Source organism: Tropicibacter sp. Alg240-R139 (assembly GCF_900537075.1).
Taxonomy (GTDB): domain Bacteria; phylum Pseudomonadota; class Alphaproteobacteria; order Rhodobacterales; family Rhodobacteraceae; genus Falsiruegeria.
In genome coordinates, this window is the sequence record NZ_UNRA01000007.1 from 1 (window position 1) to 16464 (window position 16464).

16 protein-coding genes are annotated in these 16464 nt (G+C 58.0%); 9 read left to right on the plus strand and 7 right to left on the minus strand.

From position 1 onward, the window contains the following. The 4 genes from G6R15_RS20335 to sigJ form a co-directional block, all read left to right on the plus strand. The coding region (locus G6R15_RS20335) for a transposase (protein WP_205520600.1) at window positions 1-312 on the plus strand (312 nt) is incomplete at its 5' end. A 188-nt stretch (window positions 313-500) separates the two neighbouring features. Continuing rightward, the gene (locus tag G6R15_RS20340; protein ID WP_164661820.1) at window positions 501-887 is read left to right on the plus strand and encodes a hypothetical protein; all 387 of its coding nucleotides are present in this window, start codon (window positions 501-503) and stop codon (window positions 885-887) included. Between the two features lie 215 nt (window positions 888-1102). Further along, window positions 1103-1426, plus strand: coding sequence for a hypothetical protein (locus G6R15_RS20345; RefSeq protein ID WP_240336822.1), 324 nt, complete (start codon window positions 1103-1105; stop codon window positions 1424-1426). Further along, window positions 1423-2298 (plus strand): RNA polymerase sigma factor SigJ, encoded by an 876-nt coding sequence (sigJ, locus tag G6R15_RS20350; RefSeq protein WP_164661821.1) that lies wholly within the window; start codon window positions 1423-1425, stop codon window positions 2296-2298. Before G6R15_RS20345 ends, sigJ begins: the two co-directional genes overlap by 4 nt. A gap of 154 nt (window positions 2299-2452) precedes the next feature. On the opposite strand, the gene rpsA is transcribed toward sigJ, so the two are convergent. After that, window positions 2453-4132 carry a 30S ribosomal protein S1 gene (gene rpsA / locus G6R15_RS20355; RefSeq protein ID WP_164661822.1) on the minus strand — a complete coding sequence of 560 codons (1680 nt, stop codon included), beginning with the start codon at window positions 4130-4132 and terminating at the stop codon, window positions 2453-2455. Between the two features lie 961 nt (window positions 4133-5093). Between rpsA and G6R15_RS20360 the strand changes: the two genes are divergently transcribed. Further along, window positions 5094-6047 carry an AraC family transcriptional regulator gene (locus G6R15_RS20360; protein ID WP_164661823.1) on the plus strand — a complete coding sequence of 318 codons (954 nt, stop codon included), beginning with the start codon at window positions 5094-5096 and terminating at the stop codon, window positions 6045-6047. A gap of 98 nt (window positions 6048-6145) precedes the next feature. After that, a complete protein-coding gene (locus tag G6R15_RS20365) occupies window positions 6146-6622 on the plus strand; it encodes a YHS domain-containing (seleno)protein (RefSeq protein ID WP_164661824.1) in 477 nt (158 codons plus the stop codon). A 6-nt stretch (window positions 6623-6628) separates the two neighbouring features. Here G6R15_RS20365 and G6R15_RS20370 read toward each other — a convergent pair whose 3' ends face one another. The 3 genes from G6R15_RS20370 to G6R15_RS20380 form a co-directional block, all read right to left on the minus strand. Beyond that, window positions 6629-7231, minus strand: a complete 603-nt coding sequence (locus G6R15_RS20370) for an NAD(P)H-dependent oxidoreductase (protein ID WP_164661825.1) — start codon at window positions 7229-7231, stop codon at window positions 6629-6631. A gap of 143 nt (window positions 7232-7374) precedes the next feature. Next, on the minus strand, window positions 7375-8484 hold the full coding sequence (locus G6R15_RS20375) for an NADH:flavin oxidoreductase (RefSeq protein ID WP_164661826.1): 1110 nt from the start codon (window positions 8482-8484) through the stop codon (window positions 7375-7377). Between the two features lie 68 nt (window positions 8485-8552). Next, entirely contained in the window at window positions 8553-9194 is a 642-nt protein-coding gene (locus tag G6R15_RS20380) for an NAD(P)H-dependent oxidoreductase (RefSeq protein WP_164661827.1), read from the minus strand. A gap of 127 nt (window positions 9195-9321) precedes the next feature. On the opposite strand from G6R15_RS20380, the gene G6R15_RS20385 reads away from it, so the two are divergent. The 3 genes from G6R15_RS20385 to G6R15_RS20395 all read left to right on the plus strand — a co-directional run bounded on the left by G6R15_RS20385 (window position 9322) and on the right by G6R15_RS20395 (window position 12898). Next, window positions 9322-9696: a helix-turn-helix domain-containing protein gene (locus G6R15_RS20385; RefSeq protein WP_164661828.1), complete on the plus strand. Its 375-nt coding sequence runs from the start codon at window positions 9322-9324 to the stop codon at window positions 9694-9696. 84 nt (window positions 9697-9780) lie between these two features. After that, the gene (locus G6R15_RS20390) at window positions 9781-11337 is read left to right on the plus strand and encodes an AMP-binding protein (RefSeq protein WP_164661829.1); all 1557 of its coding nucleotides are present in this window, start codon (window positions 9781-9783) and stop codon (window positions 11335-11337) included. Between the two features lie 82 nt (window positions 11338-11419). Further along, the gene (locus G6R15_RS20395) at window positions 11420-12898 is read left to right on the plus strand and encodes a sulfatase-like hydrolase/transferase (protein WP_164661830.1); all 1479 of its coding nucleotides are present in this window, start codon (window positions 11420-11422) and stop codon (window positions 12896-12898) included. Window positions 12899-13215: 317 nt separating this feature from the next. On the opposite strand, the gene G6R15_RS20400 is transcribed toward G6R15_RS20395, so the two are convergent. From G6R15_RS20400 to aroA, 3 genes are all read right to left on the minus strand, one after another. Beyond that, entirely contained in the window at window positions 13216-13764 is a 549-nt protein-coding gene (locus G6R15_RS20400; RefSeq protein WP_164661831.1) for a hypothetical protein, read from the minus strand. A gap of 77 nt (window positions 13765-13841) precedes the next feature. After that, window positions 13842-14459: a d(CMP) kinase gene (locus G6R15_RS20405; protein WP_164661832.1), complete on the minus strand. Its 618-nt coding sequence runs from the start codon at window positions 14457-14459 to the stop codon at window positions 13842-13844. Window positions 14460-15033: 574 nt separating this feature from the next. Further along, window positions 15034-16380 (minus strand): 3-phosphoshikimate 1-carboxyvinyltransferase, encoded by a 1347-nt coding sequence (gene aroA / locus G6R15_RS20410; RefSeq protein WP_164661833.1) that lies wholly within the window; start codon window positions 16378-16380, stop codon window positions 15034-15036. Window positions 16381-16464 lie beyond the last annotated feature (84 nt).

Here is a 16464-nt window from a genome sequence, read left to right on the forward strand (position 1 = left end):
AAACTGGATTGCGACGCATGCCCCTTGAAGCCAATGTGCTGCCCAACCCAACCGGCGCGAAATTTGCTCCGCTCGGTTCATGAAGCTGCACGCGATGTCGCCCGCGATATCCGCAAGACAGACGCCTACATTACCTCGTTCATCCAGCGACGAAAGGTCGAGATGCTATTTGCGCACCTAAAACGATACATCGGCCTGCGGATGATGCGGCTTCGCGGACCCAAAGGTGCAACAGAACAGTTCCAACTCGCAGCAACAGCCCAAAACCTCCGCAAACTGGCTAAATTGCTGCCAACACCAGCGCCTGCGTGAAGGGAAACGCGGCTGGCCTGTTTCTTGATCAACATCAAGCCCGCCAAAACACCGACTTCTTCAACAGTATCCGGACAAAGTACCAATTCGCTGCGGTTGAAGCGGTGTCTGCTTTAAATTGTCGATTGGATGTCACAAAGCTCCAAGTCTGATCGTCATATCTCTGAGATCTAAGAATCGTAGATGTAATGCACAGACTTATTTTAATCGGCGTTGGTGGAATTTCAATTGTGACAGCGGCTTACATTTGGGGCGCTACGCAGCATTGGCACGACAATGTACCAGGCGTTGCGCTGACTGGTGCTCTGAACTTTCACTTTGCGAAAGACGTCGCTCTTGCCTACGTGGTAAGCGGTGCGGGTTTGATATGGGCTGGCCACAAACAAGATAAGTCTGCCGGAATTTGCGGGGCGTCGTGGTTGGTCCTGCACGCATTGTTGCATATCAGGATGTGGGTGCATCTAGGGGTTTTTATAGACATTATTGCCCTGACGAACTTGATCGGCATTCAGCTGCCAGCCTTTCTCGCTTTCTTTGCGGCGATCAACCTTCAAACCGAGAGGACGCATGTATGATCCGGTATCTTCTGAGAGTGGGTGCTCGAAAATTCGCGAGGCGCTACAATTATGATGCAGCTTACATGTCTCATGTCGTGGGGACTTCGACTGCGGCCGGAGTTCGGTTAGCATTGCTCCCCTTGTTTAGCCAGTTTAGGGGCCCCAAGAAGGCGCGAGATGTCTGGGCGGGCGCAATGCTAGGGTCGACACAAGAAGGGGATTGTGGACCATGTGTGCAACTCATTGTCGATATGGCGCTCGAAGTGGCTGTCCCTGCAGATCAACTTGCGCTTTGCCTTGAAGGCAATGCTCCTGCAGCGGGCAATGTCGGGCTTGGGTTTCGGTTCTCCCAAGCCGCTATTGAGAATGCCCCTGAGCTGGAAGAACTCAGAACTGAAATTGAAAAACGGTTCGGTCCATCCGCTGTCACGGCGGCCTCCTTTGCCGCGTCCAGCGGACGGATATATCCTGTATTGAAACGTGGGTTGGGCTTTGGTCAAACCTGTAGCAGTGTCCAAGTGAAGCAAACAACAATACAGGTTTCACAGCACACATGAACATGGTTGCAAACATATTCGAAGCCGAGCGAATGAAGTTGGTGTCGCTGTGCTATCGCATGCTTGGCGAACGTGCAGGGGCAGAGGACGTTGTGCAGGATACTTGGTTGAAGTGGGCGACAGCCGACACTGACAAGATCGACAATCCTGCGGCTTGGTTGCGTAGGGTCGCCACGAATATCGCAATCGACACCCTGCGTTCCGCCCACCGCCAACGCGAGATCTATGTCGGCCCTTGGCTGCCTGAACCCCTAATTCAGCATGAACCTCATGAGCCCGTGCATCACTTTGAGTTGGCTCAAGAATGCGAGTTGGCGTTGTTGTGGGCTATGGAACGCCTGACTGAAAAAGAACGCGCGGCATTTATCTTAAGAGAGGTATTCGATGCCAGCTATTCGGAACTCGCGGTCACGCTTGGCACAACCGAGGCCGCCTGCCGCCAACTTGTAAGTCGGTCGCAAAAGAAGCTGCAAGACGCCGGTCCCCGGTTTGATGCCACGCCAGAACAAGTTGCTGAACTTAGCCAGCGTTTTTTCATGGCAATCATGACTGAGGATTTTGATACAGCGTTGTCGCTACTTACACCCAGTTCGGTCGCGATCTCAGACGGTGGAGCCAAAAGACGTGCCGCGCGACGCCCCCTATTTGGTGGTAGTGAGATCATGCAGGTGTTCCGCGCATTGTATGAAAAAGCGAAAAGCGAGCAGGGTTGGACAACCCGAATGTCGATGGTGAATGCCCGTCTTGCAATACTCCGATTTCATCTCGGCCAGTTGGACTCCATCACCACTCTTGCGCCAGATCGAAGTGGAAAGATCGCGTGGATATACATCATGAGAAATCCAGATAAGCTCGGTGTGTTTGGGCAATAGAGTTGGGCAAAGCCGATTTTCGTAGAAAGCGCAGCATTGGTCAACACGGGCTCATTTCTAACCTTCGACTTCGAACGGGAAACCACATCGCTCCCCCAACGAAAAAGGCCCCGCAACTTGCGTTGCGAGGCCTCGTAACATCCAAGTGGATGGATCAGTCGTCGCCCGTTTTCAGAGCTGCGCCCAGGATATCACCCAGCGATGCGCCGGAATCCGAGGAACCGTACTGTTGTACCGCTTCTTTTTCTTCCGCGATCTCGCGCGCTTTGATCGACAGGCCCAGACGACGGGTTTTGCCGTCGACGTTGGTGACGCGAACGTCAACCTTGTCGCCAACATTGAACCGCTCGGGGCGCTGTTCAGCACGGTCACGGGACAGGTCCGAACGGCGGATGAAGGATTTCATGCCCTCATATTCCACCTCGATGCCGCCATCTTCGATTGCGGTCACGTTCACGGTCACGATCGAGCCACGCTTCACGCCGCCAACGGCTTCGGCGAACTTGTCACCACCCAGGTTTTTGATCGACAGCGAGATACGCTCTTTGTCGACATCAACCTCGGAGACAACGGCCTGAACCACGTCGTTCTTGTGGTAGCTCTGGATCGCGTCTTCGCCACGCTCGTCCCACGACAGGTCGGACAGGTGAACCATGCCATCGATGTCGCCGTCGAGGCCGATGAACAGACCGAATTCGGTGATGTTCTTGACTTCGCCTTCGACCTGAGTGCCCTCGGGGTGTGTTTCTGCAAACACTTCCCATGGGTTGCGCATGGTCTGCTTGAGGCCCAGCGAAACGCGACGCTTGGCGCCGTCGATTTCCAGAACCATGACGTCGACTTCCTGGCTGGTCGATACGATCTTGCCGGGGTGGACGTTTTTCTTGGTCCAGGACATCTCGGACACGTGAACCAGACCTTCAACGCCCGGCTCCAGCTCAACAAATGCTCCGTAGTCGGTGATGTTGGTGACGCGGCCCTTGTGTACCGATTCCAGCGGATACTTGGCAGCAACCAGATCCCAAGGATCTTCTTGCAGCTGCTTCATGCCCAAGGAGATACGGTGGGTCTCTTTGTTGATCTTGATGACCTGAACCTTGACGGTTTCGCCAATCGACAGGATCTCGGACGGGTGGTTCACACGGCGCCATGCCATGTCGGTGACGTGCAACAGACCGTCTACGCCGCCCAGGTCAACAAACGCACCGTATTCGGTGATGTTCTTGACCACGCCGTCGACCGCTTGGCCTTCGGACAGGTTGCCAATGACTTCGGCGCGCTGTTCGGCACGCGATTCTTCCAGGATTGCACGACGCGAGACAACGATGTTGCCACGGCGGCGGTCCATTTTCAGGATCTGGAACGGCTGCTTGAGACCCATCAGAGGGCCAGCATCGCGCACGGGGCGAACGTCAACCTGCGAGCCGGGCAGGAACGCAACTGCGCCACCCAGATCGACGGTGAAGCCACCTTTGACACGGCCAAAGATCGCGCCTTCGACGCGCTGGTCGTCGGCGTATGCTTTTTCCAGGCGGTCCCATGCTTCTTCACGGCGGGCCATCTCACGCGAGATAACAGCTTCGCCGCGGGCGTTTTCAGCCGCGCGCAGGTAAACTTCCACTTCGTCGCCAACAGCGATTTCAGGGGATTCGCCAGGATTTGCGAATTCTTTCAGCTCGACGCGGCCTTCCATTTTGTAGCCGACGTCGATGATGGCTTGGCCAGCTTCGATAGCGATGACCTTACCTTTGACAACCGAACCCTCTTCGGGGGTGTCCATTTCGAAGCTTTCTTGCAGGAGGGCTTCGAATTCCTCCATGGATGTATCAGCCATGTGGCGTGTGTGTCCTTTGTAACGGTTTTTCTGGCCGAGCGGTTGTCTCCGCCGGTCTTGGTTAAGCCCATCCAGAACGTGACCCGGAACACATCTGACCAAACAAACACAAAGGGCCGAGGTGTACCCCAGCCCTGCTCAGACATGTCATCCGGACGTTGACCGCCCATGTACAGACAGCGCGCGTATAGGCAGATTCCCCGTTGCGTGCAAGGGAAAAGGGCTTTGGGCAACCTGCCAGCCGGGGTGCACAATGGGAGGCACCAGGAAATGATCGGTTTTCCTTCCTAATCCTATGTCGCGAGGGATCAGATCGTGAGAAGTTCCCGAATGATAGACACGTCAGTCATCGTCATCGTCTTCTTTGGAACGCCGAGGAGAACGAATTCTCTCTTCAAGTAATTTCCATTCGGCAATTTTGTCGGCCTATTCCTAAGCTAAAGCAAATCCTATCCAGCCAATTAGAATTCTGTAGGCGGCCACATGTTAGCTCATAACCCAATTGACAATCCGATTGACTCCCACCCAGTAAGAGAAAGTTACAAATTGGGGCCTGCACCATACCTCGCCACACGTGAAAAACGCATACAGCCAATAGCCATCGCGCGCGGAAACCTCCCCTCTCAAAGCCATTCCAGAGCTTGAGAAAACACCGGGAGAAGCACTCCGACGGAAGCTAGAAGAACGAGAGCGACGACATAGGCCCAGAACGCAATCTGAATTACTAAGATAAGGCAATCTTCAAACAGATATGAGATCTTTTTTGACATGCTGAAGGTCTCAATCTCAGACTTTCTTCGATGAATGTCTTGAAAAGTGCTCAATTAAGATCCGCCATGAGAGTCAATCGAAACAATTTCAACACCGATGCGTGTTCCCCAACCTGTTGCAACCCGTCCCGCAAACCTTGCAGATCGTCCGGGCTGCTTGAAACTGGCAGCGCATCCCATAAGCTGTCGGGATGGATCCGATCAGTGATATTCTGTCTCATCTCGACTTTGCCGGGATGCTGTATTTCTCGACCGAGTTTTCTGGGGATTGGGGCGTGCGCGTTCCGGCCTATGAAAACGTGGTGCGCTTTCATCTGGTGCTCAGGGGCGAATGCCATGTGCGGATTGAAGGGAACAACGCCACCAACCACATCCGGCAGGGGGATTTCCTGATGATCCCGCACGGGGCGCAGCATGACTTGTTGGCGCATCCCAACGCGGCGACACCCGAATTGGAGACGGTGCTGAGCGATGCGGGGTATGACGGCAAGGGGCAGTTGATCTATAAGCTGCGCGATGATGGGGCGCAGACGCGGCTGTTGTGTGGGCATTTTTCGTTCTCTCCGCAGGCGCGGCGCAATCATTTCCTGCAAAGCTTGCCACCCTTCATTCTGGCACGCGAACTGCCGCACGAGGCTGCGGCCTGGCTGGCGGCGACCCTGAACATGCTCGCGACCGAGGCAAATGCCCCTGCCCCCGGCAACAGCATCATCGTGCATCACATGACCGAGGTGTTGTTTGTGCAAGCCCTGCGCCTTTGGATGCAGAAAGAAGCCCTGCCCCAAGGCGTGCTCAAGGCGATGGGGGATCCAATGATTGCGCGGGCGTTGCGTGCCTTGCATGATGACCCGGCCTCGCCCTGGACGGTCGAGAGTATCGCGCGGAATGCCGGCATGTCGCGGACGGTTTTTGCAGATCGGTTCCATAATCTGACGGGGACAACGCCGTTGAAGTATCTGACCGGCTGGCGGCTGGAAAAGGCGCGCAAGTTGCTGCAATCGGGCGAGCAATCCGTCGAAAGTGCGGCCTTGAGTGTAGGGTATCAATCCACACCTGCCTCTAGCCGTGCCTTCAGCAAATTTTATGGCTTTGGTCCCGGTCAGGCCCGCAAACAGGACGCTCGGGACACCCGGACGATCGGATAAGTTTCCCGGATCCTCTGAAATTGTTCGTCCCAAGGTCCGCGCCCATTCTCGGGTCATCGCAAGACACACCTGCGACCAACCTGAGAAAGGAAACACTCATGAAAGCTCTTTTGATCGCCGCCCTCGCCGTTACCCCGATGCTGATTGCCCCGGCCTTTGCCGCTGATGAGGTAAACGTTGCCCCTGGCATCACCGCAGCAGGCGCACCGCTGGCGTTGCGGGGCAACGATCCCGTCGATCTGGTAAAGGGCGGCGATCTGGTAAAGGGATCAGCGGATTACGCCGCAACCCACGACGGGGCAGCCTATTACTTTGCCAGTGAAGCCAACATGCAGACGTTTCAGGCCGATCCGGCGAAATTTGCATCAGAACACGGCGGGTTCTGCTCGTATGGCGTGTCGGTCGGCAAAAAATTCGACGGTGATCCGAACCAGTTTCTGGTCCAGAACGGGCGCCTGTTCGTGTTTCTGAACGCGGCCACCCGCGCAGCGTTTATTGAGGATGCACAAGCCACCGAAGTCACCGCAGATCAGCAGTGGAACAGGATCGAACATACCGCAGTCAACGATCTGTAACCTGCATCACCCTGCGGCGGGCCCTGTCCCGCCGCTCGGTTCCGGCAGGGTCAGGCCGATCTGTTGGCATCTGTCCAGCAGTGCGCGGCGGCGGTCGAGAGATCCGGTTGAACCGCAGAGCAGCTCCATCTGACGCGGCGACCAGCCAAAGTAGCCAAACGTACCCCTGGTCCATGTTGTATCCAATGCCTGCCCATAGCCATCCCGCTCAATCTCGTCAGAACGGGCACCGGCAGGGATCAGCAGAACGCCCGTGCGCGGGCGTTGCAGCGACAGTTCGGGGTCGTCGAGTTGATCATAGGCCCAACCCCAGCTCCAGACACGATCAACCCAACCTTTGGTCATCGATGGCATCCCCCACCAGAACAGCGGGAAAACCAGGCAGATGGCATCAGCGCGGGCAATGCGGTCCTGCTCGAGCCGGACATCTGCCGGGGTTTCGTCCCCTTCGGCATCTTGCATGGTCCAGAGTGGATTGAACCCCTCGGCATGGAGATCGGCCAGTTCCACAGTGTGCCCGGCAGCTTGTGCACCCTCCATGAACCGGGTTGCGGCAGCGGCGCTGAAAGAGGTCGGGTTCGGGTGGTCAAGAACGGTCAGTACGTGCATGTCTTCCTCGGTCTGGTGTCTGAGGGCAACTGTGCAAGCTCAACCTACCTTGAGAGCAAGAAAGAATTGAGCGGCAGCTTGCCTCAAACCAGAGCCACCAGGCGGTAGCGGCTTGAGGCAAAACACAGGGCAAACCTGAACCGTCAGTAGAGCTTGCTCAGCATGTCCTTTTCATAAGCTGCCAGGTCAGCGAATTTGCCCGCCTGCACCTGGTTGGCCCAGTCCGGGTTGGCGATCAGGGCGCGACCGATGGCGACCATGTCGAACTCATCCCGGTCCATCCGGTCGACCAGATTGTCGATGCTGGCCGGTTCTGCCGCCCTGAAACCGGCCGTTCCATCCTCGGGCAGAAAATCAGCGTTCAACCCGACCGAACCTACGGTGATGCAGGGTTTGCCTGTCAGTTTGCGGGCCCAGCCTGCAAGGTTCAAATCTGAGCCTTCGAATTCCGGCTCCCAGAAGCGGCGAGTTGAACAGTGGAAGATGTCCACCCCGGCCTCGGCCAGTGGTTGCAGGAAAGTGCCCAACTGTTCCGGCGTTTCACACAGGCGGGCCGCATAGTCCTGTTGTTTCCACTGCGAAAAGCGGAAGATGACCGGGAAATCGGCGCTGACGGCGGCACGGACGGCTTTGACCAATTCGAGCGCGAACCGAGAGCGCGCGGCCAGATCACCACCGTAAGCGTCGTCGCGCTGGTTGGTGCCGTCCCAGAAGAACTGATCGATCAGATAACCATGGGCACCGTGAATTTCGACTGCGTCAAACCCGATCGTTTCGGCGTCTTTGGCGGCCTTTGCAAAAGCGGCGACAACATCATTGATGTCATCCTGGGTCATTGCGTGGCCACGGACCTTGCCCGGTACCGGCATACCGCTGGGGCTGTAACCCGGAGTGTCACCTCCGGGGTTCACACCCGGCCGACGGACGGCGCCCACATGCCAGATCTGCGGCGCGATCTTGCCTCCGGCCGCGTGCACGGCATCCACGACCTTTTTCCATCCGGCCAGTGCCTCGTCGCCAAAAAATGCGGGCACATTCGGGTACGCGATGGCGGCGGGGTGATCCACAAAGGTTCCTTCGGTGATGATCAGGCCCACGCCGCCCTCTGCCCGGCGACGGTAGTAGTCGACTACGGCGTCATTTGGCACATTGCCGGGTGACATGGTGCGTGTCATGGGTGCCATCACAACGCGGTTCTTGAGCGTCAGTTTTTCGGTTTCCAGCGGGCGGAAGAGGGCGTCGGCCTGAGTCATGTTTTTGATCCTGCAATATGTGCCAAAGAGAAAGGGCGGCCCAAACGACCGCCCTGTCAACCGCCAAGTCAGGCGATTTCAGTCACAAAGGTCTCTTTGGACTTGCGGACCTTTTTCATCGGTAGCAGCCAGTCGGCGTCTTCCTGGCGATAGCCCAGCGGCAGCAGGACAACAGAGCGCAGACCTTTGTCGCGCAGCCCCAGGATCTCGTCGACCTTGGCCGGATCGAAACCTTCCATCGGAGTGCTGTCGACCTCAAGTTCGGCAGCAGCGGCCAAGGCAAAGCCCAGCGCGATGTAGGCCTGACGGGCGGCATGGTCGTGGTTGATCTGTTCGTCGCGTGGCAGGTAGTTGGATTTGAGGTTCTCGTAGTACTGGTTCAACATCGGAATCTCGCCACGTTCATCTGTCATCTGCAGCGTCACTGCGTCGATGCGGTCGGACGAGTAATTGTCCCAAGCCGCAAACACCAACAGATGCGAGCCTTCGGTGATCTGGGCCTGATCCCACGCGTGGGGACGGATCTGAGCGCGGATGTCGGGATTGGTCACAACAAACAGCTCAAACGGCTGGGTTCCGCTGGAGGTGGGGGCCATGCGCACGGCCTCGACGATCTGGTCGACCTTGTCTTGCTCAACCGATTTGGCGGGGTCCATCTTCTTGGTTGCGTAGCGCCAGTTCAGCTTGTCGATCAGGGTGCTTTTGGTCATGTCGTATATCCTTGCGGGGGCAACGGCCCAGGGGTAGTATAAATTTGTAACCGGCTATATATGTGACACCTTATCACCCCGCAAGAAGGCACATGCCTGAGACCCGGTAACACAAAGGGAACCGCCCATGTCGCAAGCAAATCAATGCCCCGATTGCGGGCGCATTAACGAGGTTTTAGCCCGCGTTGGGGATCGCTGGAGCGTGTTGATCGTGATCTCTCTGTCACGATACGGCACCCTACGGTTCAACGAGTTGAAACGACATCTGGGTATTTCACAGCGTATGCTGAGCCTGTCTTTACGTTCCCTAGAGCGGGACGGGTTGGTCAATCGCACCTATCACCCGACGATCCCGCCAAAGGTAGAGTATTCGTTGACGCCTTTGGGGCAGTCATTTCGCAAGCCGGTTGAGGTGATGGGCCTGTGGGCGTTAGAAAACCTGGGCGCCATTGATCAGGCGCGCTCGGCTTTCGACGCACAGGCGGCAGTAGAAGACGCATAACCTCCCAGAGAATAGTCTTTTGTATTGCACTCGGCCGCTCCTAGAGTGGTGGCAATCAAAAGAATAATTCAGGGAGATTTTCGCGTGGGTATTATCGCCAGTTCATTTCCGGACGTTGCCTTGTCCGACAAGTCTATCACGCAGCGGGTGTTCGAAGGGATCGACCCCGAGATGCCCCTTCTGGTCGACGGGCCAAGCGGGCGCAGCTATACCGGGGCCCAGTTCATGGGCGCGGTCAAATCGCTGGCCGGTGGGTTGGACGCACGAGACATGGCGTCGGGCAAATGTGTGGCGTTGATGCTGCCCAACATCCCCGAGTACTGCATCGCATTTCATGGGGTAGCCTGGGCCGGGGGCACTGTGACCACGATCAACCCGACCTACACCGCACATGAGGTCAACCATCAGCTGCGGGATGCATCGGCCAACACGCTGGTCACGATCGAGATGTTTCTGGACACTGCGCGCGAGGCTATCACGGGAACCGGCGTGACCCAAATCGTGGTGATCGGAGACGCGCCTGAGGGTACGATTGCGTTCTCGGACCTGATGGGCGCGCCGATGGCAGAACAAGCGCCTATTGATGTGGTCGATCATGTGGTGGCCCTGCCCTATTCATCGGGCACCACCGGTCTGCCCAAGGGGGTGATGCTGACCCATCAGAATCTTGTGGTGAACACCGATCAGACGCTTGCGCCATCAGACCTGTCACCCGGCGAGATGACGGTCGTGTTTCTGCCGTTCTTTCACATCTATGGGCTACAGGTGATGATGAATGCCTATCTGGCGGCAGGTGGCGGGCTCGTCACCATGCCCCGGTTCGATCTGGAGCAGTATCTGGATTTCATCACTGAATACAAAACGCCCCGCCTGTGGATCGTGCCGCCTGTGGCACTGGCCTTGGCAATGCACCCGGTGATCGACAAATACGACCTGTCCTTTACCGAGCAGATCTTTTGCGCAGCTGCTCCCCTTGGCAAGGACGTGGGCGACGCTTTGGCCGGGCGGCTGAACGCGCGGGTCAATCAGGGCTATGGCATGACCGAGCTTAGCCCCGTCAGCCACATCTCTCCGTTCGGGAAGGGCAAGTCGGGCGCATCTGGCGTGACCATCCCAAACACCGAATGCCGGATCGTGAACATTGAGACGATGGAAGATGCCGCCGACGGCGAGGATGGCGAGCTGTGGATTCGCGGACCGCAGGTGATGAAAGGGTACCTGAACAATCCCACCGCCACCGCCGAGACCATCGTCGAGGGCGACTGGCTGCGTACCGGGGACATTGCGCACTTCGATAACGAGGGGTTCGTCTATATCACCGACCGATTGAAAGAGTTGATCAAGTATAACGGGTTTCAGGTGGCTCCCGCCGAGCTGGAGGCCGAGTTGCTCACCCATCCCGACATCGTGGACGCCGCTGTGATTGGTAAACCTGATGATGCGGTCGGAGAGCTGCCTATGGCCTTTATCGTGGCTGCACCGGGACAGGCCGCGCCGGATCTGGACGCTGTTCAAGCGTATCTGGGCAACCGGCTGGCACATTACAAACAGGTGCGCGTGCTTGAGGTGATCGACGAAGTGCCAAAATCGCCGTCAGGCAAGATTCTGCGTCGCTTTCTGAAAGACCGCATCACTGACTAACGTGCTAGGGATTGGGTGAATGGATCGGGCGGGTGCTTTCGGCACCTGCCCTATTATTAAGAAACAAAAGAGGGACGGCACCATGAGCAAGCACACCAATTTCCTGGTCATCATCTCGGACGAACATCGCAAGGATGCGATGGGGTGCGCAGGTCATCCGATCGTGAAAACGCCGAACCTGGATGCTTTAGCCGCACGGGGCACGATGTTTGACGCGGCTTACACCCCCTCGCCCATGTGTGTGCCGACGCGGGCGGCGCTGGCGTCGGGTGATTGGGTGCATAAGACAGGAAATTGGGACAGCGCAACGCCTTATACCGGTCACCCCCGCAGCTGGATGGGACATCTACGCGACGCGGGACGCGAAGTGGTGAGCATCGGCAAGCTGCATTTCCGCTCGGGCGAGGATGACAACGGGTTTTCCCAAGAGATATTGCCGATGCATGTGGTGGGCGGTGTTGGCTGGGCCGTGGGGCTGTTGCGGGAAAATCCACCGCCCTATGATTCTGCTGCCGAACTAGCGGGCGATGTGGGTGTGGGCTCGTCCACCTATTCCGACTATGACCTTGCAATCACCGATGCGGCCGAAACGTGGCTGGCCGATCCGGCGCGGGAGGAGCAACCCTGGGCGGCGTTTGTGTCACTGGTCAGCCCGCACTACCCCCTTACCTGCCCCGAGGAATGGTATGCGATGTATGACCCTGCCGAGATGGACCTGCCCGTAGGCTATGGCAAAGGCATCCCGGACCACCCCGAACTGCGCAACATAAAGAACTTTTTCCATTACGACGACTATTTTGACGAGCAGAAGATGCGCGAAGCCAAGGCGGCGTATTATGGGCTGACGTCCTTTATGGATGACTGCGTGGGGCGTGTGTTGAAATCTCTGGAGGACAGCGGGCAGTTGGACAACACCGTTGTGCTCTATGTCTCGGACCATGGCGACATGATGGGAGATCAAGGGTTCTGGACCAAACAGGTGATGTATGAAGCCAGCGCCGGAGTACCGATGATCGCCGCCGGCCCAGGTATCCCAAGCGGGCGTCGGGTGGCCACCTGCACCAACCTGATCGACATTGCGGCCACCGCGCGGGATGTTTGCGGCGTCTTGGATGATGAGACAAGTGCCGCCCTGCCCGGTGTTTCGTTGCGCGGCATTGCCAATGCGTCGGACGACCCCGATCGGACGGGGTTCAGCGAATATCATGATGGTGGGTCCAAGACGGGCACCTTTATGGTACGGTGGGGGGGCTGGAAATATGTGCATTACGTGGACCAGCCGCCACAGTTATTTGATCTGAACACAGATCCGGATGAGCAGATGAACCGCGCCATCGACAGGGTAAACGATGCGGACGTGCAGGCCGCGCTGATCGAAGGCAAGCGACGGTTGCACGAGATTTGTGATCCCGAAGCGGTCAACGCCCGCGCCTTTTCCGATCAGCGCCGCAAGATCGCAGAGCTTGGCGGCGAAGAAGCCTGCCGTACAGCGTTTGTGTTCAACCACACGCCAACGCCGGTCGAACAGGCTGAGATGCACGAGCAGCAAGCCGCCACTTGACGCTAGGTCACGAGTGGGGAACCGCCAATTCCCCCTTTTGACTGCACTTATGACCCATTGGACTATGGAATACCCTAATTGAACACTCTGGGCAGGACCAATAAGTACGGACCTCAGGATTGCCTCCCCGGACCGAGTTTCAATGATGTTTCGACGGTATTTAGTTCGCTTTCGACGGGGGCATGGTCCTTGCCATGCATCGACCAGAAACACCCGCCGTGGACTCTGACGTCCTGCCATCACTCACGAACGGCGGGTTGGGCCGGGGCGCCGAAAGGCTGCTCCGGTCCTCTTCTTTCATTGATCTGAAATCGGGGTCAGATTTCTTCGCCCTTCTTGAGCAGCTCGTCGATCAAGGCGCGTTGCAGGTTGCCGCTGTCCCCACCACCATATTGTGCGGCCCCGCCCGAGTAGAGCGTGCCATAGGTTTTGGCGATGTTGACGGTCTGAGCCAATCCGGAAATGAACTGATCTTTTTCCAATGGCGACAACGGGTGAATGAAAGCAGCCCAGAGCGTTCCGTTGGCGATAGCATAACGCGCATCCAGTGCCGTATCAAAGTTTGCCTGCATCATGCGTTGCATGTCCTGTTCTGTCAGATCCTTGGCCCGGCGGATTGGAACCATGGCACGCATCCTGTCGGCGTTTGCGTCGGTGACCACGATGATTGGCACCCCTGAGACTGTCAGCTCGAACCCTGGTCCACGCGGCTGCGCGTCAGCGTCCAACGCAAAGATGATCTTACCCAGGCGCTCATAAGTCATCGGTTGCTCTGCCTCGGTCGCTGTGGGCGCATCCCCAGTGTCCTGAGCCAAGGTTATTGTCCCAACGGACAGCATCGACAAAAGCAAAACGAGACGGATCATGGCGGGCCTCCGGTTTGGATTAATTCAAACCTAAGGAGACGGACGGCCATGAGCGATACACAGGTTGGTGATCGGCTTTAGTCGGTCGGCGAAACCCTGTCCTGAACTGCGGCTACGGCGGCCATCAGCACATCGTCGATAGACAGATCGCTGGTGTCCAGCAAGATCGCGTCCTTCGCCGGTATCAGCGGGGCCTGGGCGCGTTCCATGTCGCGGGCGTCGCGTTCCTTGACGTCGGCCAAGACCTGATGGCGGCTGATGTCCGCGCCATTGCCCGACAGTTCCAGATAACGTCGTTCGGCGCGTACTTCGGGGCTGGCAGTGACGTAGAGCTTCACGTCAGCGTCGGGGCAGATCACGGTGCCGATGTCTCGCCCATCCAGAACCGCACCGCCGTCACGCCGCGCAAAGCCGCGCTGAAAATCAACCAGAGCGGCGCGCACTTCGGGGATCACAGCAACCTTACTGGCGGCCTGGGCTACCTGCGCGCTGCGCAGGTCGTCGCGGTTCAGGTCTTCGGGTGTGAGGGCCAGCGCAGCGGCCTCAGGCCCCTCGCCATCCAATGTGCGGCGACCCACGGCGCGATAGAGCAGTCCTGTGTCCAGATGCGCAAAGCCGAAATGCGCCGATACGCCTTTGGAAATCGTGCCTTTTCCGGCAGCAGCCGGCCCGTCGATGGCAATGGTGAAACGCATGAGTGCTCCGCTTTTTGGGTTAACCTAACCTTATTTGATCTGCGCCTGCCTTTTGCAATCCCCGGTGCGGACAAATCTGCACCTGTGGTTGGCCTCAGTTGGAATTGGTCAACGCGTCCTAGACGGCGTTGCGCAGAACCGGGGGATAACATTCAAGCTGGCCAGAGCCTTGGATTATGAACACGGCACCCTGTTCCGTCAGGCCGGCTGAAAATCCAGCCCAAACCCGTTTTCATCGCCCCAAAAGTCATTTTTTCGGGTGCCTGGGCTTTCAAGATGCCCCCGCCAATCCGAGCAACCGTTTCCGGCGTCCGAGTGCGAACCCATCTCAGTTCGCCGTCATTCAAAAACCTGCCAACGAATTGCAAGTAATCTGGCGCAGTGGGCACCCACTCATTCACAAGAGAATGACATAAAGTTCTGGTTTTGCGTCCGTATGGGCCTGATCCTGTGGGCACCCGTCACGCGGGACGAGGCCCCTTGGACCTTTTGGACCGTTCTGATCGTCTGGTTCGACGTCGGTGCGGGCATCATGGCCTGGTCACGGGGCTGCGTTTTGGGCGCAGTGCGGGGATCACTCCCGCGTGACGTTTGCCCCAAGGCCAGCCATCAGCGGTTCGAAAATTGGGAATGATGTGGCGATCGGGCCGCCGTCATCAACCGAGACCGGTGTCTTTGCACCCATGCCCAACACCATGAACGACATGGCGATGCGGTGATCCAGAAAACTTTCGCAGGTGCCGCCGCCCGGCACTTTGCCAATGCCCAGACCGGTGACAGACCACCAATCGTCGCCTTCGTCCACTGTTACCCCATTGGCACGAAGACCGCGCGCCATTGCATCAATACGGTCGCTTTCCTTGACGCGCAGCTCTTTGACGCCTGCCATCATGGTGGTTCCGGTCGCATTTGCCGCGACGACGGACAACACCGGGTATTCATCGATCATCGACGCGGCACGCTCGGGCGGCACCTCGATCCCTTGCATGTTGGGCGAGTAGCGCGCGCGAAGGTCCGCGACCGGCTCGCCGCCTTCTTCACGCTCGTTCTCATAGGTCAGGTCAGCGCCCATTTCCCGCAGCGTAGTAAAGAGCCCCGCGCGCGTCGGGTTCAGGCCGATGCCGGGCACCAAAACATCCGAGCCCGGCGCCAGCAGAGCGGCGCAAACGGGGAAGGCGGCAGAGGACGGATCGCGCGGTACGGCGATCACCAGCGGCTTCAGCTCAGGTCGCCCGGTCAGGGTGATCACCCGACCCTCATCCGTTTCTTCGGTGGTGATTTCCGCACCAAAACCCGCCAGCATCCGTTCGGAGTGGTCGCGAGTGGCTTCTTGTTCGATCACTACAGTCTTGCCCGGGGCGTTCAACCCCGCCAGTAGCACGGCTGATTTGACCTGCGCCGAGGGTACAGGCACGACATAGCGCACCGGCACCGGATCAGCGGCACCCACGATGGTCATCGGCAGGCGTCCGCCTTTGCGGCCAACGGTTTGCGTCCCAAAAAGCGCCAGCGGATCAGTCACCCGAGCCATGGGGCGGCCGTTCAGGCTGGCGTCGCCGGTAAAGGTCGCGGTAATCGGACAGCTTGCCATTGCGCCCATGATCAGGCGCACGCCAGTGCCCGAGTTGCCGCAATCGATCACATTTTCCGGCTCGGCGAAGCCACCCACGCCCACGCCATGCACCGACCAGCTGCCATCATCATGCTTGGTGACCTCGGCCCCAAAGGCGCGCATGGCCTTGGCGGTGTCCAGCACATCCTCGCCCTCAAGCAACCCGGTGATGCGGGTTTCGCCCACGGCCATCGCACCCAGGATCAGCGAGCGATGCGAGATCGACTTGTCGCCGGGCACCTCGGCCACACCGCTCAGCGGACCGCAGGGGGTCGAGGTCATCGGGATGGGCGTGCCGTGTCCAGACATGGGGCGGTTCCTTTTGCGCTATCAGTCCTGACCCGATTACCCAATTGCCCCATCAGCGTCCAGCAGCAATGCCCGGCTTGGATA